Source organism: Vibrio eleionomae (assembly GCF_009874545.1).
Taxonomy (GTDB): Bacteria; Pseudomonadota; Gammaproteobacteria; order Enterobacterales; family Vibrionaceae; genus Vibrio; species Vibrio nitrifigilis.
The window spans coordinates 1-19,685 of the sequence record NZ_WEKT01000019.1; the positions used below are offsets into that span (position 1 = coordinate 1).

At 44.5% G+C, this 19,685-nt stretch carries 13 protein-coding genes; 8 read left to right on the forward strand and 5 right to left on the reverse strand.

Features of this window, described 5'->3' with window-relative positions:
- Positions 1–122: 122 nt before the first annotated feature.
- Positions 123–2,087 carry a TonB-dependent receptor domain-containing protein gene (locus F9817_RS11720; protein ID WP_161155726.1) on the reverse strand — a complete coding sequence of 655 codons (1,965 nt, stop codon included), beginning with the start codon at positions 2,085–2,087 and terminating at the stop codon, positions 123–125.
- A gap of 596 nt (positions 2,088–2,683) precedes the next feature.
- On the opposite strand from F9817_RS11720, the gene F9817_RS11725 reads away from it, so the two are divergent.
- Positions 2,684–3,373: an oligogalacturonate-specific porin KdgM family protein gene (locus tag F9817_RS11725; protein ID WP_161155728.1), complete on the forward strand. Its 690-nt coding sequence runs from the start codon at positions 2,684–2,686 to the stop codon at positions 3,371–3,373.
- A 20-nt stretch (positions 3,374–3,393) separates the two neighbouring features.
- Positions 3,394–4,680: a histidine-type phosphatase gene (locus F9817_RS11730; protein ID WP_161155730.1), complete on the forward strand. Its 1,287-nt coding sequence runs from the start codon at positions 3,394–3,396 to the stop codon at positions 4,678–4,680.
- A gap of 376 nt (positions 4,681–5,056) precedes the next feature.
- Here F9817_RS11730 and F9817_RS11735 read toward each other — a convergent pair whose 3' ends face one another.
- Positions 5,057–6,013, reverse strand: a complete 957-nt coding sequence (locus F9817_RS11735) for a transposase (protein WP_161155732.1) — start codon at positions 6,011–6,013, stop codon at positions 5,057–5,059.
- A 232-nt stretch (positions 6,014–6,245) separates the two neighbouring features.
- Positions 6,246–7,424 (reverse strand): pyridoxal phosphate-dependent aminotransferase, encoded by a 1,179-nt coding sequence (locus F9817_RS11740; RefSeq protein WP_161155734.1) that lies wholly within the window; start codon positions 7,422–7,424, stop codon positions 6,246–6,248.
- Between the two features lie 276 nt (positions 7,425–7,700).
- Here F9817_RS11740 and F9817_RS11745 point away from each other — a divergent pair, with 276 nt between their 5' ends.
- From F9817_RS11745 to F9817_RS11770, 6 genes are all read left to right on the forward strand, one after another.
- Entirely contained in the window at positions 7,701–8,726 is a 1,026-nt protein-coding gene (locus tag F9817_RS11745; protein WP_161155736.1) for an ABC transporter permease, read from the forward strand.
- Entirely contained in the window at positions 8,723–9,637 is a 915-nt protein-coding gene (locus tag F9817_RS11750) for an ABC transporter permease (protein WP_161155738.1), read from the forward strand. The genes F9817_RS11745 and F9817_RS11750 overlap by 4 nt, the downstream gene beginning before the upstream one ends.
- 2 nt (positions 9,638–9,639) lie before the next feature.
- Positions 9,640–11,322 carry a nickel ABC transporter ATP-binding protein NikE gene (gene nikE, locus F9817_RS11755; protein ID WP_161155740.1) on the forward strand — a complete coding sequence of 561 codons (1,683 nt, stop codon included), beginning with the start codon at positions 9,640–9,642 and terminating at the stop codon, positions 11,320–11,322.
- A gap of 17 nt (positions 11,323–11,339) precedes the next feature.
- On the forward strand, positions 11,340–12,905 hold the full coding sequence (locus F9817_RS11760; protein ID WP_161155743.1) for a hydantoinase/oxoprolinase N-terminal domain-containing protein: 1,566 nt from the start codon (positions 11,340–11,342) through the stop codon (positions 12,903–12,905).
- A 1-nt stretch (position 12,906) separates the two neighbouring features.
- Entirely contained in the window at positions 12,907–13,986 is a 1,080-nt protein-coding gene (locus F9817_RS11765) for an S-methyl thiohydantoin desulfurase family protein (RefSeq protein WP_161155745.1), read from the forward strand.
- Positions 13,987–14,071: 85 nt separating this feature from the next.
- Positions 14,072–15,655, forward strand: a complete 1,584-nt coding sequence (locus F9817_RS11770; protein ID WP_161155747.1) for an ABC transporter substrate-binding protein — start codon at positions 14,072–14,074, stop codon at positions 15,653–15,655.
- A 72-nt stretch (positions 15,656–15,727) separates the two neighbouring features.
- Here F9817_RS11770 and F9817_RS11775 read toward each other — a convergent pair whose 3' ends face one another.
- Both F9817_RS11775 and F9817_RS11780 read right to left on the reverse strand, forming a co-directional pair.
- Positions 15,728–18,073 carry a LuxR C-terminal-related transcriptional regulator gene (locus tag F9817_RS11775; protein ID WP_161155749.1) on the reverse strand — a complete coding sequence of 782 codons (2,346 nt, stop codon included), beginning with the start codon at positions 18,071–18,073 and terminating at the stop codon, positions 15,728–15,730.
- A 187-nt stretch (positions 18,074–18,260) separates the two neighbouring features.
- Positions 18,261–19,682 carry an efflux transporter outer membrane subunit gene (locus tag F9817_RS11780; protein ID WP_161155815.1) on the reverse strand — a complete coding sequence of 474 codons (1,422 nt, stop codon included), beginning with the start codon at positions 19,680–19,682 and terminating at the stop codon, positions 18,261–18,263.
- Positions 19,683–19,685: the final 3 nt, after the last annotated feature.

Below are 19,685 nucleotides of genomic sequence, written 5' to 3' on the forward strand. Positions count from 1 at the left end.
ATTATGCTGTAAAGCATAATGTATATAATAACCATTATCATTTGTAATAAAGTGCTACAAAATAAAAAAGTCAGGCTCACTTTCAGTAAGTTAGCCTGACTTTTATATTAGAAAACGGTGGTTTAGAACGTGTATGCCACAGATACTTTTACATTTCGGCCTGGTTCGTAATCTTTAATTGAACCAGAAGTGTATGAAGCTTGTGAGTAGTACAGTTCGTTGAAGATGTTTTCAACACCTGCAGTGACCGATAGGCGATCATATTGTTCTGGCATCCAAGTAACCGAGATGTCATGAACATCGTAACCTTCTTTGAATGTGTCGTCGTCAGTATCAGGTTTCAGATCAAGAGACATCATTGTCGTCCAGTTAACCGTTAGATCGTACTCTGGAATCAGGTAGTTCAAACCGAATGAAATGCTGTCGCCCACCTCGTAAAGCAGTGACTCGCCAGTCTCATCATTACGAGAGTTTGAGTGTGAATAGGTTAGACGTGCTGACAGGTTGCCTTTACGTGCTGATAGCTCTGATTCGAAGCCGTGAATGGTGTAGTCGCCATCATTGGTGTATTCACCTTTACCGCTCGCCCAATCTTGAATGTAGTTCTTGATGTGAGTGCGGAACAGGTTAGTCGAGAAGCCGACACGGTCCATCCAGAATAGGTCGTTGTCTTGGAACGCAACGCCGACTTCATTGTTAAGACCTGTTTCAGCTTTAACATCTTGGTCAATCGAGGTATTACCTTTCACAAAGCTTTCGCGTAACTCTGGGCCTTTAAATAACTGAGTAGAACTTGCTTTCACTGTCCATTGGTCGTTCAGTAAGTAACGGCTGGCTAAACCGAACGTGAAGTGCTGATAAGTTTTATCTAGGCCTTCTACTGAATCGGTTGAATACATATCAACGTTGTAATAGTTAAAACGCACACCTGGTTTTAGATAAAAGCCCTCTGCCAGTTGAATATCATCTTCAGCATACATAGCAAATGAGTTTGCGCGGTCTTTCTGACCAGTCGATGTCGAACTGTCTTTGTAAGAGGTTTGGTGGTTGCCATCTAACCCATAACGTAAATCGTGGTTCATCTCTGCCAGGGTGAGATTTGATTCCGCCAAAACTTTAAAACCAGTATGTTCAGAAATACCAGATGAGGTAGAAGATGGCGCGTATTCTATTTTGTTGTTGTAGAAAGTTGAACGTAAGTTCAGTGCGTCGCCATGATCAATTTCATACGCTAAAGACATGGTTTCACGAGTGTACTCAATCTCTTGTGTTGCCGTACCACGAGCAACGTTAAAGGAACTGCCGAAGTTTGAGCGTAGGTAATAATCACCTTTATCTTTATATTTGTCGTAGCTGAGTTCTACTCGGTTAGTGTCGTTAATATCCCAACCCAGCTTGATCACACCATCTTTGATCTTACCTTCGTTACCTTCAATGGTATCGCCGTCACCATTATCCGGATTGTTTTTGTCTGTTAGTGTGTAGTACGCCATTGCATCAAACTGATCATTCAGCTGTGAATACAAGGTCACAGAAGATGCAAAGTAGTCGTTACTTCCGTAGTTACCGTGCAGACGAGCGCCAAATTTCTCGCCGGGGCGAAGGAGATCTTTCGCGTCTTTAGTTTCAAAGGCAACGCCACCTGAAAGACCATTAGTCAGAACAGAGTTTGTACCGAGTTGAATATCAACTGCTTTTAAAATATCTGCGTTGATTAAAAGGTTACCCGTGTGGTGGAACATGTTGTTCGCTTGAGTCACACCATCAATCGTAATATCAAGGTCTGATTCATCCACGCCACGTACGTTCAATGACTGCACTGTTGAGTGCGAGCCACCGACATCGATACCGGGTTGATCACGTAATAAATCACTTAAGTGGTCGGCTTGTTTTGCTTCAATATCATCGGTTAGCAGTGATGAATCATTACTGATTTTTGTTGCCCAGACTTTAACGACTTCTTGAGTGTTGTCGTTGTCAGACGTTTTTGCATCATCAGCCGCTAGAGCGTTGAAAGAGACAGAGGCAATCAGCGAACCGATCGCTAATGCTAAAGGGGTACGAATAAAAGGGGAATTAAGGTGCATTTATGAATCCATTAAGTAAGAATCGTTCTCAATTTCATTTTCATTAGAAAGAATGACGATTAGAAACTCAATCAAAAGTTCATTCGATTTATGAATACTCCATATTCACGAATCGAATTGAAAAATGCATCTATTCTTAGAGTGGGAATTTAAGTTATAAATCTCAATTAGTTAAGTGTTATTTGTTATTCCTGTATTTCATTTTTAGATTGATAGGCACTGTTCATTGAAGAAAAGGGAGTTGGCAAAAACGTGGACGGTTAGCGCTAAAGAGTGAGAAAATTACGGCATTTTATATACTTGTTTCATCGATACAGAGACGGTATCTGTCACGGTTCTGTCATAAAAAGTTCTGCACATATGTGCAAATTTGTCACTGCTTTGTCATATCGCCAACCTAGAATAGCGCCATAAATCAGAGGTTATCTAATTAACTATATGATTTTTAATAATTAAAATTCATGTAATTTGGTGATTTTTATAAGCACCTGATTGCAATTTAAATGTAGGCGTTGGGCGTATGCCCGTTTAACTCTCTTTTTCATCAACTTTGCAATGAAAAGGGTGTGTATTCAAAAAGGAAAAAGAGAAAAAGAATGAAACCATATAACGTGTTAGCAATTGCGCTATTGGGAATGGCAGCGGCTTCATCAGTACAAGCAGCAAGCTTCTCTTATGGTCATAAATACGAAGATGTATCGAAAGGTCATACCGATGAAGTGAAATTGAGCCAAGATTTTGATTCCGGTATTGGTGCTTCTTTAAAATTGAAGTTTCAACCTACAGAAGAAGAAAGTGGTGATGCAGGGATTGCATTCCATGATTTACGTTGGGATGAAACGGCAATTGGGTTGAATTATTCTTACGATGTTTCTGATACAGTTTCTATTGAACCAGGTTTTTCTTGGGCACGAAAACAAGACAAATACAAATACAAACCGTATTTGAAACTGAAATACGGATTTGCGCCTAATTGGGAGTTATCATCTCGCTATCGCTATGAAATCACAGACTATGCCTATAAAGAAACGCGCCATAAGAATCGTTTTGATGCGGGCCTTAGTCGTAAGTTCGATGATTTGAAAGTCAGTTACACCTACACCTATTACCGTGGTGATTCTGAGTTGTTTGATAATAAGAAAAATGATTATCAACAAGAAGTCGAATTTCAATATAAAGTGACGAAACGTTTCTCACCATTTGTTTCTTTTACCAATAAATCAGTAAGTGATGACAGCGATCAACGTCAAACTGAATTTGAAGTTGGTATGAAATATAAGATTTAGGCTAGAACAGGACTGAATTGATGAGTATAAAGCAAGCAATGCCTATCGCAGCTGCGCTACTGGTGGGCCTAATGGGCAGTATTTCTTCGGCATCCGCAAGTGAATGGACACTGGATAAAGTTGTTTCTTTATCTCGCCATGGCGTGCGGCCACAAACTAACACTGAAAAGCTTGATAAAGCCACTGGTAAATCATGGCCTAAGTTTGAAGTGGCCGATGGCACTCTTACTGGCCATGGATATACAGGTATTTGGCAGCAGGCAAAATATCAGCTTAAGCAGTGGAATGATGAAGGGTTAAATATTACTCATCACTGTTCGTCACAGGAGCAAGTTTTCCTTTGGACCAGCCCATCGCAACGTATTATTGCAACGGGTAAAGCGATGGCGGATGGAATGTTCCCAGGCTGTGGTATCGCGCCGCTTCATGTTAATGCTGAATATGGACCACTGTTTGAACTGTATCATTTGCATGCGATGCATGCCGATCCTGCGGTCATGAAAAAACAGATCATGGCGCGCATTGGTGACCCTAAGCAAGCAGCTGAAAAATATCAAAAAGATGTGGAAGCTCTACGACACACTGTCTGCGCTCAAGATAGCTGCGAGTTTTTAGATAAAAAATGGGGCATAAAATTCAAAGATACAGGTAAGCCGTCATTAAAAGGTCCTGGTAAAGTTGGGGCGACAATTGGTGAAACTATTCGTCTGCAATACAGCGACAACTTACCAATTAAAGGTGTGGCATTTGGTCATGGAAAAGATGCAGCGTCAGTCAAAGCGTTAATGGGTATTCATGCCGCTCAATACGATTTAGCCCTGACTACGCCTGAATTTGCTGCTCATAGTGGTTCTTTGCTAATGAAGCAAATGGTGTCTGCTATTGCTGCTGGTACACCATTGGCAAAACAGTGGCACGGTGATAAACGCTTGGAGCGTCCACTTGTCATGTTAGTAGGACATGACAGTAATATTGCTGAAATCCAAACCATGCTTGGTTTTAGCTGGTCGTTACCGCAATACCCAAGTAATGATATTCCTCCTGGTGGTACATTGAGCATGGCCCGTTTCCACAAGTCTGCCAGTGATAAAGAGTTTGTACGAGTGCGCTTCACCGCTAGAACGTTGGACCAATGGCGCTCATTAGCTCCATTAAATGCCAGTAATCCGCTACCGTACGCTGATTTAAATTTCAAAGGCTGTGAAAGTACCGATGTTGGTGTACTTTGCCCAATCGATGCGGTTGTAAAACGTGCAACGAATTTATTAGTCAAAGATGGCTCAGAGCTACCGGTATTTAAATCTTAGCTCCCAAGATTGAAAAAACATTAAAAAAACCTTTATAAGGACAGGCACTCTTAGCAGTGCCTGTTTTTGTTTGTTTAGCGCGTAATAGTAAGGGGGCTTGTTAAATGGACAGACACTTTAATCGGCTAATTTATAAGGACAGGCATAATAAGCGAAATGACGATATCCATTGGGAGTGAGCTAACTGACAAGAGCTGCAGTTATTTATTTTTTAGTGCAAACCACGATGAATATCGACGTTACCAATGTAAAAAGATTTTAATCAATGGGCATTTCTAAACGATTTTCTGCCCAGAGAGTAAAAATGATTGATCTAATCTGTATAACTGATTACGAAAAGAGAGGGGCTGGTATTGTTTATAAATGAGATAGTGGGTCAAATAACTAGACCGCATATTCTCGATTTACCGAGTTTCGATTTCGCTGCAGTTAGCTGAACTTTTTGACCTATCCATAGCCTTCCACGTTGTTCTATGGCTAGACACTGACTCATAAAAGCGTGTGGTTCTAAACCTAATCTTTGTAAAATACCTAGCTCATATGATGGAATCGAAGCGGAGTTAGGTTTGCATATGTTTTTGCCAACCCAATCGACCCACTGAAGATAATCGTGCAGATAAAAGGGAAGTCCTTGATGTGAATTGGCGGCTTGATTACCAGTAAATTCAAACAAGCACCGCTCAGGTACTTGCGTCTTTACCGCCAAAGTCCGTAATTTAATGGAGGTGTGGTTGGAATGTTCGGGGGTAGTAGCAATTCCTGCCCGCACAGGATTGAGATCAACATAGGTCATTGCAGCAAGCAGTGCCTTTTCATCTAACAAAGCTTGGGATTTGTATCGACCCTCCCAAAAATGTCCGGTGCAATCGTCTTCTTTATTCGCTTTGACTGCAATCGACATGTTGAGTTCTTTCATCATCCAACTAAGAGAAAATAAGCGTTCTCGCCAACAAGCAATAATTTCATGGCATTTATCTAAACTGGATTTATTTAACTTGTCGTTGCTTAAGTATCTAACAATCAAAGGGTGAAGTTGATGTTCACGACTCCAGCGCATAATGACTTCTCTATTCGATAATGAGAGCGCTTTTTCTCGATTGATATGGACGACGAGATGGTAGTGATTAGACATCACTGCGTAGGAGCAGACATCGATACAGTAAATGACTGCAAGCTGTTGAATTCTTTGCTCTACCCAACGTTGGCGATGTTCATAACTTTTCCCAGTAATTGAGTCTACCCCACAAAGAAACGAGCGACGAACACAGCGTGACACACAGTGATAGTAGGGTGTAATCGATACGTCGACTTGTTGGCTTCTGGCTATTGTCATTACGAACTCTGTGTCGTTGAGGGAGAGATTCATACTGTCTTGCAATAACGACAAAAGGTAGAAATGAGGTAGCTAAATGCGAGCCATTTCAATAATTACAGTGACTGTCCTTATAAAGGAGGAGTGGCGAGCTCAACTTGGCTATTGCGGTGCCTGCCCTTATAAGAGGGAGGGGGCTTAAAGTGCCTGTCCCCGTTAGGGGGTAAAATCCCGCGGGGCGGGATTTTGGGGGTTATTTGGTGAAGTTGATGAGATAGTCTCGGATGCCGGCTAGGCCTTGTTCGAGTTTGTCTGGATGACTGCCATAACAAATACGCAAGTGGCCGGCGCCAGCTGCGCCGAAGGCTTCACCTGGGGCGACGCCGACACGGTGTTTTTCGATCATCTCTAAAATAGCGGGCTGACTGTTGTCTGTTAACCCTTTGACTTTGATAAAGGCGTAAAAGGTTGCTGGCATGTCATACAAAGTCACGCCGTCGATATCACCAAGGTATTGTTGTACAAGGTCGCGACCTTGACGAAAGCGCTCAAGAGTTTGATGAACAAATGCTTCACCTTGAGTGATTGCAGCAAGACCACCGTGTTGCACAAAAGCAGGGGCACATGACACGTTAAATTCAATTAATTTCGTGATGGTGGGTGTGAGTTGCTGTGGCAAGGTTAGCCAGCCTAAACGCCAACCAGTCATGCACCACGCTTTAGAAAAACTGTTGCAAATAAGCAACTTGTCATCTTCTTGCATTTCATTTGCAAACGAAGGTGCACAGTCCTGCTCGTAACTATGACGGTTATACACTTCGTCGGAAATGATCCAAATACCATTGGCACGAGAAAATTCCATGATGGCTTTGATTTCATCTTGCGATGCCGCCCAGCCCGTTGGGTTATTAGGGCTATTAATTACAATCGCACGGGCGTCTTTAGCTTCTGCGAATAGAGCATTCAAATTTAATACAAAGCGATTTTCGGACTGTTCTAGAGCAAAAGGAACCACGTTAGCGCCCAAAAGCTCTGGTGTCGCAAATAACGTAGGAAACACGGGGGTGATAACCACGACTTTGTCACCAGCAGATAAGCAGGTTTGGCACGCGAGCATTACGGCGTCTGTCCCCGATACGGTGACGACAATATTATCGGGGGTAAATGTTTGGTCGTATAAGCGGTTGGAGTAATCACTCAACGCTTGGCGAAGTGGAGGTAAACCATTATTGGGAGTGTAGCGAGTTTCATCGCGTTGCAGGCTCGCGATCGCTGCTTCAGAAATGAATTTCGGCGTTGGAATATCAGATTCGCCAAACCAAAGCGGTACTACGTCAGGCAGTGTCATACCGTAGTTTGCGACGGTACGGATAGATGATTCAGATAGCCCCTGGGCAATTGGACTAATGTCGAGATCAGCAGATGAACTCATGTGAAGAATACCTCCCTTTCTTCTGTATTTTATGCAGTGAGTCTACTATCTCACGGGATATGAGAAAAGTATTTAACTTATAGGGATGGTTTTACCCTATTTACGGGTAGTCAAAGCAAATTAGTTACAAAAGCAAACACTAAAATACTTAAATAATACGCAATTCTGATTAATAAACTATCTCATAAAATCGAAAAACTACCCTTTTATGGGGTTGTGAGTCGAGCGTGGCTATGATGATTTAATAGGCAAGGAATGATTATCAAGGATAGATACATGGACCAAGCCTATTACCTATGGCTGCGCTTTATGCGTTTGTTGCTGGTACTGGTCGGATTATCGATCATTATTTTTGTCGTCGCTCGTCTCGTACCCGGCGATCCAGCGCGTATTGCCCTCGGACCGTTAGCCACACCGCAGCAGGTGCAGGCTCTGCATATCAAAATGGGTCTCGATCAGTCGATAGTTGTACAGTATTTCGATTATGTGACTAACCTATTTCACGGTGATATGGGCCAATCAACGGTAACCGATCGCCCTGTCTTGACTGATATTATTCAAGCGCTTCCAGCAACATTAGAGCTTGTTATCATTTCAGTATTCTTTACTGCTTTTATCGGAATGCCTCTGGGGATTCTAGCGGCTTATAAACCCAATGGTGTATTTGATCAATTCTCACGAATATTCTCACTCGTTGGTGTAGTGACGCCGTCATTTTTAATTGCCTTAGTGCTACAACTGATTGCAAGCTTAGGTTGGATCGATCTTCCGGTCACCGAACGTGTCTCTGCTTCACTTAATTATCACCCAGGTAGTACTGGCCTGATTTTCATTGATAGTGCACTACAAGGTCGTTGGGATGTCTGGCTTAACGCGCTGCAACATATCTTACTGCCTGCCATCGCGCTTTCTGCCGCAGGTATCAGTCAGGTGATGCGGATCACTCGCTCTTCAATGATTGAATTTAGTCATCGTGAGCACGTTGAAACATTGCGGGCTTGCGGTGTTTCAAAACGAAAAGTGAATTTTAAATATCTACTGCGCCTTTCGGCGTCCGCGCCACTTACCATTCTGGGGTTGGAGTTTGCTTCGTTAATCGGTAACGCTTTTGTGGTGGAGATGGTGTTCTCTTGGCCGGGTGTTGCCAGCTATGGCGTGCGTTCTATTTTGCACAAAGATTTTAATGCGGTCATCGGTGTGGTGCTGGTTTCCGGTGTGTTCTTTATCGTGATTAACCTGTTGATCGACTTTGTCATCGGTCTTGTTGACCCGCGTGTGAAATTAAAAGGACTGTCATCATGAGCCAAGTATTACCAACCCAACTACCCAATGGTGAGCAGGAATTTTCACCGGCAAAAGCAGATAAACAGTATTCCAACTTGCAAAAGGCATGGTATCGCTTTTCACGCAATCCAACCGCAGTGATCGGTTTGCTCATCGTGTTAAGTGTTGTGATTCTCGCGGTATTTGCTCCTTGGATAGCGCCTTATCCAGAACATGTAGGTACCTTTGTTAACTTTCGCGCCCGTCATCACGCGCCGAGCCTTGAATATTTAATGGGGACAGACAACGTAGGGCGCGACATTTTATCGCGAGTTATCTTCGGCTATCGAATTTCATTGTCATTGGTTGTGGGGGTGCTAGCACTGTCTGTCCCTATCGGCGTTATTTTAGGGATTGTGGCAGCTTACGCGGGTGGTTGGATTGAACAGGTGATCATGCGTTTTAACGACATGTTACTTGCTGTGCCACCTTTGGCGTTGGCACTCGCCATCACCTCCATTCTTGAGCCGAACTTAGTGAATGCGATGATAGCGATCGCCTTTTTATGGTGGAACTGGCACTGCCGCTTAGTGTATCGCTTAGCGAAAAGTATCGTGACCGAAGATTTTGTCGAAGCAGCACGCCTCTCTGGTGCGAGTCATTGGCATATTGTGGTGAAAGAAATACTGCCTAACTGTATTGCGGCCATCAGTGTGAAAACGACGTTGGATGCCGGTTTCGTCATCCTGTTTGGTGCGACGTTAAGCTTTTTAGGCTTGGGCGTTCAGCCGCCAACCCCAGATTTAGGCACGATGGTCTCGACCGGGGCGTCTTACATGCCGGAATCTTGGTGGGAAGCCTTAATGCCAGGTCTTGCCATTTTATACGCCATTTTAGGATTTAACCTGCTTGGTGATGGTTTACGCGACTTTTTCGATGTGGAGGTCTAAGCATGACAGCATTAGTTGAGATTAAAGATTTTAGCCTCGCATTTAAGATGTATGGTGGTCAACGTCAGGTGCTGCACCATATCAATCTGCACATTCAACCGGGTGAGCGGGTTGCACTGATTGGTGAATCGGGGTCTGGCAAAAGTGTCACCAGTAAAATGCTGATTGGCACCTTGAATATGGATCAGGTGGAAATCTTAAGCGGGGATATCTTCATTGAAGGTAAGCCGATTTCCCAAATGAGTACTCCAGAGCGAGAAGGGTTGAAAGGGCATGTGATGTCTATGATTCAGCAAGACCCGCAAACATCGTTCAACCCTGTGTTTCGTATTCGTGATCATCTCATAGATATCATGAAGTTTGTTGAGCAGACCTCAGGTCAAAAACGCACGAAAGCTGCGCGTAAACATCATATTCTTGAAGTACTTAGTAAAGTTAAATTGCCAGATCCTGAGCGGGTTTATAACGCGTATCCTTGGCAACTCTCTGGTGGAATGCGCCAACGCGTATTGATTGCGATGGCGCTTTTACAACCCACTAAGTTGCTGATCGCTGATGAGCCCGGCACCGCGTTAGACGTCACCACGCAAGATGAAATCATTCAACTGATTAACCAATTGGTGAAAGATGAGCAGTTAGCGCTGTTAATGATTACGCATAACTTAGGCGTTGTGCGGCAAACGGCAGATCGTGTGTATGTGATGCAACACGGACGCATGGTAGAAACTGGCTCATTAGCGGCAATTTTTGATAACGCGCAGCATTCATACACTCAGCGTTTATTCGATTCTGTTCCCAAGCTTTATGACGACACTTCAGAGCAAAAACCGGCTCAGGGCAGCGATAAAGTCATGGTCAAGGCGGTGTCGGTAAGCAAAACATTTGTCACCAAGCGTGATTGGCGTAAACGACCCGTGCAAAGTGTTGAAGCGGTGAAACCGTTATCGTTGAGTATCTATCAAGGCGATACCTACGGCTTAGCCGGTGAATCTGGTTCAGGTAAAACAACGTTAGCTCGAATGATTATGGGCCTTATCGACACTACGTCAGGCAATATTTTACTTGAAAGTACACCACTTAAGACCTGGCGCAGTAAAGTGGCAAACCGCCATTCGATTCAAATGGTACACCAGAATCCGTCCAGCTCTTTAAACCCGAGACGTACCGTGGCGCAAACCTTGACGGTGCCGCTGAAGTTTATCGGCCACACGGGAGATGTAGAGGCTGAAGTAAAACGGTTATTGGCGCTGGTGGAACTACCCGAAGAGTACGCGCAGATGTATCCGTCCAGTTTGTCGGGCGGTCAGCAACAACGTGTCGCGATTGCGCGTGCATTAGCGGCAAATCCAAAAATTTTAGTGCTCGATGAACCGACGTCCGCTCTGGATGTGTCGGTGCAGAAAAGTGTTATTGAGTTGCTGGAAAAACTGCAGCGAGAATTGAGCCTAACGTATCTGTTTATTTCTCATGATTTGAGCTTAATGCGTCATTTTTGTAATCGCGTTGCCGTAATGTATCGCGGTGAGCTACTAGAAGAGGGCACGACAGAGCAAGTCTTTCGTCACCCTAAAACTGATTATACCCGCACATTGATTCGCGCTATTCCGGTGATCAGTGATGAGGAAGAACAACATAAACCCCATTTAAGTGACGGTGAGGCAGCGGTATTGCTGCAATCAGCGTAATGGACAAGGAGTAGAATATGAGTGCCAATTATCGAATCGGTATCGATGTCGGTGGGACGAACACTGACGCGGTCATTATGCTCGATGATACCGTGCTAGCTGCCACCAAACAGCCAACATCAGAAGATGTGACCACTGGCGTGCAACAGGCTCTGCAAGAGGTATTAAATGAGTCTGGGATCTCGCATAGCGATGTTCGAGCAGTAATGATCGGTACGACCCACTTTACCAATGCGGTCGTCGAGCGTAAGCATTTAACGAAAACGGCAGTGATTCGCGTCTGTCTCCCAGCAACATTGAGTGTGCCTCCTTTTATTGATTGGCCTTCTGACATTCTTGAGCTAGTCGATGGCGGTCGCTATTTGGTCAAAGGCGGTTATGAATTTGATGGTCGATTAATTAATCCATTAGACGAACCTGAAATTATTCGTATCGCCCAAGAGCTAAAGCACAAGCAAATCACTTCTGTGGCTGTGAACTGTGTGTTCAGTCCGGTCAATGATGATACGGAAAAACGCGTACGCGAATTGCTTGCCGCAGAGCATCCTGAATGTGACGTTGTGTTATCCAGTGAAGTCGGGCGTGTTGGCCTGCTTGAACGTGAAAGTGCAGCAGTCTTGAACGCCAGCTTACGCACGTTAAGTCGTAAAACGGTGCAGGCATTTGGTAACGCGTTAGAAACGCGTGGCCTCACTTGCCCATTTTTCATTACGCAAAACGATGGCACCTTGATGAGTGCAGAGTTCGTCGAACGTTTCCCGGTCTTAACCTTTGCCAGCGGCCCAACCAACTCAATGCGTGGCGCAGTGTTCTTGTCAGGTGAGCAGGATGCGATTGTGGTCGATATCGGTGGCACGACGACTGATGTTGGTTTAGTCCAGCAAGGATTCCCTCGTCAGGCAGCAATGTCAGTTGATGTGGGCGGAATTCGTACGAATTTTCGCATGCCTGATATGGTCAGTGTTGGTCTTGGGGGCGGTACGATAATCGCCAGCAATGACGAAGGCATTGAACCGAGCATCAAAATTGGTCCAGAAAGCGTAGGGTATCGCATTACTGAAAAAGCCTTGGTATTTGGTGGTGATACCTTAACAGCGACGGATATCGCTGTGGCAAGTGGCCGTGCGCAAGTCGGAGAGGTAAGCCATGTTCAAGATCTTGATAAAGCGCTCCTTAATAAAGCGTTAAGCGGCATCGATCAATTGATCACGGATACTGTTGAGAAAAACCGCCTGTCTGCCGCACAAATTCCAGTCATTGTGGTGGGTGGTGGCTCGATCCTCGCGCCTGAGAAGATTGGCGACCTTACGACGATTCGCCCTAATCATTTTTCTGTGGCGAACGCAGTCGGTGCCGCGATTGCTCAAGTGAGTGGTGAAGTTGATCGAATCTTTAGTCTGGCTGAAATGACGCGCGAAGATGCACTCGCACAAGCTCGTGCAGCAGCAACAGAAAAAGCAGTAGCAGCAGGCGCAAAACCAGAAACAATTAGCCTTGTTGATCAAGAAGATATCCCTCTAGCGTACTTGCCAGGGAATGCGACGCGTATTCGTGTCAAAGTCGTCGGTGATTTGGAGTTTTAAGATGCGAGAATTAACAGTAAAAGACATTGAAGCGATGGAAATCGGTGCGGGTATCTTGGGTACTGGCGGCGGCGGTAATCCTTATTACGGCAAACTTCACGCTTTAAACGAAATGCGCCAAGGTGCAAAAGTGCGCTTGATCAGCTTAGATGAACTCGATGATGACGCAGTTGTTATTTCCGTGGGTAATATTGGTGCGCCGGCTGTATCGATGGAAAAAATCTGTGAAGGTAACGAGATTGTTCGTGCGATTCGAGCCATTGAAGAGAATACCGGCAAAAAAGTCGATGCGATTATTCCAGTGGAAATTGGCGGAGCAAATGGTTTAAGACCGGCTGCCATTGCCGCGATTACAGGTTTACCTATGGTCGATGGTGATGGGATGGGCCGCGCTTTCCCAGAAATGCAGATGACCACGTTCAGTATCTACGGGCATTGCAGTATGCCAGCGGCGATGTCTGACTCGCATGGCAATACAGTTATTTTCAAAGATCTAATCGATGAAGTGTGGCTTGAACGCTTAGCTCGTGCTTGTGTTGTTCAGATGGGAGGCGGCGCAGGTATGGTGGAAGCGCCGATGAGTGGCGCTTATGTAAAACGCTACGCGGTTCCGGGGACAGTCACCCAAGCGACCAACTTAGGTCTGGCTGTGATGGATGCGAACAAACAGAAGTTAGATCCTATTGAGCAGATTTGTCGTCAAGAAAATGGTCAGGTGCTCTTTACCGGCAAGATCACCGATCTTGAGCGCAAGATGGCCGCTGGTTTCACCCGCGGTATCGCTTCATTAGAGGGTTTTGGTGATTTTGCTGAGCAACAGGGTTCTGTTGATATTCAGAATGAAAACCTGGTGTTTCGTATTGGCGAAGAGGTGAAATGTTCGGTGCCTGATCTCATCATTATTTTGGATGTGGAAACGGGTCACGCGATCACGACCGAAGTACTGCGTTATGGACAGAAAGTGGCGGTGTTGGGCATTCCTTGTCACCCATTACTGCGTTCTACCCGAGCGTTGGAAGTGGTAGGTCCGAAAGCCTTTGGTTATCCAGATATAGAATACAAGCCATTTGAAATTTATTAATTGATGTCGTTATACGGCATGACAATTTATCTGGTCACAGCTCATTAAGAGGTGCTGTGGCCAATGTTAACAAAGGGAGTTTGTTATGAAAAAAGCGTTAATGGTAACGGCATTAGCTGCCATTGTTGCTCAGAGTGCGTACGCGGGCACAACGAAAGCAAAGTATGATGATCTGACGGCGACAATGAACGTCATTCAAGTAATCGGTACGATCGATCCGGCTAAAATCACGGATTACACCGAATACATGATGGCGGTGAACCTCTATGATGGCCTCACTACCGCCGATAAAACCGGCAAAATTACTCCATTACTGGCTAAAAGTTGGGATATCAGCAAAGACGGTAAAACCTTTACTTTCCATCTCGTTCCGGATGCTAAGTTCCAAAATGGTGACGCTGTCACGGCTGATGACGTGGTTTACTCCGTGAAACGTATGCTGACACTGAATCAAGGCCCTTCGGGCTTCTTTTCTGGTTTCCTAGAACCGAAAGGGGTGAGTGCGGTAGACAAGCACACGGTGCAATTCAAACTTAAAGAAGCGTCTTCGGCATTTTTGGGGATGACGCCATTATTGTTTGTTGTTGATAAGAGTGTGGCGGATCAACATAAAGGTAAAAATGGTTGGGCAGAAAAATACCTCGCGGCTCACGCAGAAGGCACCGGTCCATATAGTTTAGATGAGTGGCAACGCGGCAGCCGTATTGTCTTTAAACGTAACCACAATTATTTCTATGGCTTCCCTGAGCACCCACTGGAAAAAGTGCGTGTATTGGTGACGTCGGACGAATCCACCATTAAAGCGCTGGCTAACAAAGGTGAGCTTGATTTAAGTAGCGATTACCAAGCGGAAGAAACGCTCAAAGCGATTGGTAAACTACCTAACTACCATATCCAAGATTTGGGTAGTGCGACGGGCTATTACATTAAGTTTAATAACCAACGTGCGCCAACCGATGATGTACACATTCGTAAAGCAATAGCGCTAGCGATTGATTATGATCTAGTCAATAAAGAGCTTTACCCAGGCAACCCAATGAGTGGCCCATTAGCGTCACTTTTCAAAGGTGCTTATTTAGATTCATTGCAAACCCCTACCTATGATCTGAAAAAAGCAGCCGCGGAAGTGAAACTCTCTAAATATGCGGGGCAAAAAATTCCGATTACGTTAGGTTACGTGGCGGGCTCTGCATACGAAGAAGAAATTTCGTTGATGATGCAAGCGAATTTGGAATCCATTGGCTTTAAAGTGAAGCTTGAAGGCGACCCGTGGAGCCGCATCACTCAGATTGCCTCGAAACCAGAAACGACACCAAATGTGAACCAAATTTTCTTTGGTCCCACTTATGCGTCGCCGCAGTCGGTATTCTATAACCAATATTCATCTAAATCTGCGGGCTCTTGGGCATCCATGTCATGGCTCAACGACAAAAAGGTCGATCAATGGATTGATGATGCGGGTCGTGAGCTGAACACTGAAAAACGTAACGCGATTTATCACAAACTGCAAAAGTACATTGTGGATAATCAAGTTGATGCGTTTTTACAAACGACTCGTTATCGCATGGCGGTAAATAACTGTTTAAGTGATATGCAGTTTGTTCCAATTCAGAGTTTCTATTACGACTTTTCTAAATACAACTGGAAGTGCGTACCAACCCGTAAATAGTGCCGGTGTCCCACCCCCTTATCTCTTTATGGCGTGAGGTAAGGGGTTGAAGTCGTTACGCCATTATTCCTGTTATTTGATCCACTTTTTGATCCTCGCCAGCCCGAGTAGGGCTTGGCGATTTTTTACTTCATACGTTTTGAATAAATTTTTCAGATGGAATTTCACCGTACTTTCACTGATCCCACAATATTGGGCAATCTGTTTATTCGATAACCCTTCTGCTAAGCGTTGTACAATCTGTAATTGCTTGTTGGTTAACTCGTCGCTTTGCTGGTGTTGGGTGATTTGTTGTTCGAGTTGTTGCCAATGTTTTACGGCATGTTCAAATGGCGTGTTGGTATAACGATACTTTTCTTTTTTCCATACCCACTGAATGGCGCTATTTAACCAATGTTGTTCAAGCATCATTGGGCTCCAAAGTTGCAACTGATGGCAACGCTGCATTAAGTGAATGAGTGACCGTGTCATCTGAGCATATTCACGTTTGTGCCATTGCAGTTTCAACTGTTGCACTTGGTGCTGTATTTCGTGATAAGGGTAGGAGTGAGAGTGTTTAATTCGAATCTCTTGACCGCTTTTATGCTGGTGGATGCACACTAATCCCACGTTATTGCGAACCGTTAACCACTGAAACATGGCTTGATAATTACCGGGAACGGTATCGTTGGTGTTGATAATATCTTGCAGATGTTCTTGGGCATCAATCCAGCGTTCTTGTTGTTGTAAAATCAAAACGGTAAGCAGGTTATAAAATACGGCTGCTTGTTCATCGGCAAAACTTGTGAAGTATTCATAACGCAACTCATCGAGCAGCGTATAGGCTCGATCAATATCGTCACGCAATAAGAAGGTCATAATTCCATAGGTATGAATTTGCGATAAAAATTCCGGCCAAATCTCTGAATTAGCACGTAGAACCTCTACGCGATTCCAATACGTTTGTGCCGTGACGACATCGCCTTGGTACATCGCAATCATACCTTGAGCTAGGGTGACAAAGTTTAATTCGTAGGTAAGGTGTGAGCGAAAACTGGTCCGTTTTAGTGCAATATCGGCTTGTTGAATATGATGTAGAGATTTGACTGGATAACCCATCCGCAAATTAAGACGAGTCAGGTTAAAATGGCAATAAAAAATGAGATAAGGCACTTCATAGCGCGTTGCTAGTGTCAGTTCTTTATCTTGCAATATTGCCGCTTGGAACCATTCACCTAAGTTATTGTGATAGATAGATAAGGTGCCGTAATAATTCATTAATGCCCCGGGGTTATCACTTAACAGGCTCTCTAATCGGCTAAATTGTTTAAGCTGGCTGTCTTCAGTTTGGGAGCGAAAATAGGCGAAATATTTACTTTTGATCAGAGTGAAAATGCCACGCTCTTCTGCGGATTCAAAACTGTTTTTATGTTGCTGGGGCAGATTTTCAATGAAACTTCGAGCGGCCAAAAAGCGCTGGCGCTTAAACAGCAAAATCACATTTGCCCATGCTAAGTGGAGATCTTGACTCAGCATGATGGTGGGAAAGTGGCTAAGAATGTTTTCTAGTTCATCAAAGCCATGATGGTATCCATAAACACCGCCGCCGTTTTGTTTAAACCAGCGCAACGCTAAATCTACATTACTGGACTCAAGAGCGATATTGATAGCACGCATACGTTGGCCCATCTTATGATGGTGGCGAGAAACAATGCGCATCGAGTCTTGATATAGACGCGGCTCTTGCTGCGCAATACTCTGTAATATTGGTCGTAAAAACGGCACACCTAGACGATACTCACCGTGTGCATTGAGTTCGATTAGTGGCTCTATCGCGCTGATGAGCTCGAGTTCATTGGTAATGGCTTCTTGTGTTATGACGTTTTCATACGCGAGCGCGACTAATAAACGTTGGGTATGAAAAGGCAATAACGGTAACACACGGTTATGCAAATAATCGGTCCAAGACAGTGTGAAGCGTTCATCTTGAATGCGATCCCAGTTAGCAACTAATACAGGCCAACCTGCTGTTTGACGCCAGATCGTTTCTGCATCGGATTGTGGGTAAAACGTTGCGATTTCATGTTCACTCATCATCAGTTCTGATTGTTCTATCAGAGTCAGCTTTTGATAGAGTAATCCGTCTGATATCCACGCATTATTGCCGATCCAAGCACCACTCATAAATAGGGTTTGCTGGCGCTGTTCTAATTGCGGGGCTATCGCCATGACCTGCTGTAAATGTTGGGATAAACCAGAACCTGCTGGGTCCCAAAACAGTACTTCTCCAATCGGATGGTCAACGGGATCGGGCAAGTGATGGGAAACCGTACAACTACGCTGCTCGGCTAGCTGTTTTAACAGCGTGGATTTGCCACAACCGGGCAGGGCATTGAGTAAAACCACAGGTGTAGTAAAGGTGCTGAGCTTATGCAGCAAAGGGATTCTTAAAAACATGGTGTAATAAACTAACTTTCATCCGTGAAGGCGTTAATTTAGCATGAATGTTGAGTGAGGAGCGATCGAAAAAGGCCACCTCAGTGACCTTATATACCCAAGTAACCTCAAGATACTGTTTCAAAACTTCATCTTGAGGTCATTGGGGTATAAGACAATGGGTGATTATTTATTCATCAGTCTTGGGTTTGAGCGTTGCGGTGTTTTTAAGTAACGTTTTATCACTTTTCACTACATCTGGGCCGCCTAAGCTTTGATAAATAGTGGTTAAGTTAACCAATTGGTTGTAGCGGTTTTCCAGTAGAGACGCTTTGGCACTACGTGTGTTTTCTTGTGCGTCGAGCAAATCGGTAATGCCGATAGCCCCATGTTGGTATTGGCTACGATAAATACGTTCGGCTTCGGCTGATGCGTTGTACTGCTCTTGCAGTTTGCCTTGTTGGACTTGATAGTTGATACGCGCCGACAGAGCGTTATCGACATCTTCAAATGCTTCATAAAGCGTTTTTCGATACGTGACAATTGCAGACTGGTATTTCACTTTGGCAATGTCTTTATTAATTTGCATTTCATTCCAGTTAAGGAAGGGCAAGGTTAAATCTGCACCTAGGCTACCAATTGGGTCGCTTAATAAATGACGCAATTGTGTTGATGAACCCCCTAAAGCGCCAGTCAGTGTGAGATCGGGAAAGTAGGAAGCGTTAGCCGAATCTTGTGTTGCTAACGCTGATTTTAAGCTATACAAAGCCGATTTTACATCTGGACGACGAGTCAGTAACTCCGCGGGAATTCCCGGCTCAATATCTGGTAAGCTGCCATCAGGTAAGGCTTGAATATCTAACCCCATTTTTTGTGGAGGCTGATTAAACAAAATGGCCAAGGCGTTATGTGCTTCGGTTAATTGCTGCACATAATCACTGTGGGTGGCTTCTAACGCTGACAACGCACGTTGAGCTTCGAGAATATTTAACCGCGATACCGAGCCGTTTTTATATTGGCTTTTTGTTAAAGCCAATGTCTCTTTAGCATCTTTGATATCGCTCGCGCTCAGTTGCAAGCGCTCGGTGAGATAACCCACCTGCCAATAGAGCTGAGCGGTGGTGGCAACCAGACTTTGTGCGGTTGATTCTAAATCCTCACGACTTGCCATCGCCGACCATTCACTGGCATCAGCAGCTCGTGAAAGCTTACCCCATAAATCGAGTTCATAACTGACACTGAGATCGGTCGAATAGCTTTTGGACGATTGACCGCTATCAAGATATTTATCTTTTCCTACCGACGTGGTCGATGATAAATCAGGGTAAAGATCGCTTTCGTCTAACCGAGCTTCTAAGCGAGCTTGACGCAGCGTTAAAGCGGCAATCGCAAGATCATTATTGGTATTCAACACTTGTTCAATCAACTGGTTAAGTTGAGGATCATTGAACTGTTTCCACCATTGATCGGTAATGGCTTTTTGTGAAGATTCTTTGGTGTGTTGCCATTGATTCGGAACCTGACTGTCTGGAACCGAAAATTGGGTGTGGTTGGCACACCCAGAGACCAACGCGATGGTTAAGGCGAGGGTCGTGATTTTCATTGTATTCATTGT

What these genes read in the sequence shown, in the direction of transcription:
- F9817_RS11720 (WP_161155726.1), bottom strand. Translation starts at nt 2,087, where the DNA reads ATGCACCTTAATTCCCCTTTTATTCGTACCCCTTTAGCATTAGCGATC.
- F9817_RS11725 (WP_161155728.1), top strand. Translation starts at nt 2,684, where the DNA reads ATGAAACCATATAACGTGTTAGCAATTGCGCTATTGGGAATGGCAGCG.
- F9817_RS11730 (WP_161155730.1), top strand. Translation starts at nt 3,394, where the DNA reads ATGAGTATAAAGCAAGCAATGCCTATCGCAGCTGCGCTACTGGTGGGC.
- F9817_RS11735 (WP_161155732.1), bottom strand. Translation starts at nt 6,013, where the DNA reads ATGACAATAGCCAGAAGCCAACAAGTCGACGTATCGATTACACCCTAC.
- F9817_RS11740 (WP_161155734.1), bottom strand. Translation starts at nt 7,424, where the DNA reads ATGAGTTCATCTGCTGATCTCGACATTAGTCCAATTGCCCAGGGGCTA.
- F9817_RS11745 (WP_161155736.1), top strand. Translation starts at nt 7,701, where the DNA reads ATGGACCAAGCCTATTACCTATGGCTGCGCTTTATGCGTTTGTTGCTG.
- F9817_RS11750 (WP_161155738.1), top strand. Translation starts at nt 8,723, where the DNA reads ATGAGCCAAGTATTACCAACCCAACTACCCAATGGTGAGCAGGAATTT.
- nikE (WP_161155740.1), top strand. Translation starts at nt 9,640, where the DNA reads ATGACAGCATTAGTTGAGATTAAAGATTTTAGCCTCGCATTTAAGATG.
- F9817_RS11760 (WP_161155743.1), top strand. Translation starts at nt 11,340, where the DNA reads ATGAGTGCCAATTATCGAATCGGTATCGATGTCGGTGGGACGAACACT.
- F9817_RS11765 (WP_161155745.1), top strand. Translation starts at nt 12,907, where the DNA reads ATGCGAGAATTAACAGTAAAAGACATTGAAGCGATGGAAATCGGTGCG.
- F9817_RS11770 (WP_161155747.1), top strand. Translation starts at nt 14,072, where the DNA reads ATGAAAAAAGCGTTAATGGTAACGGCATTAGCTGCCATTGTTGCTCAG.
- F9817_RS11780 (WP_161155815.1), bottom strand. Translation starts at nt 19,682, where the DNA reads ATGAATACAATGAAAATCACGACCCTCGCCTTAACCATCGCGTTGGTC.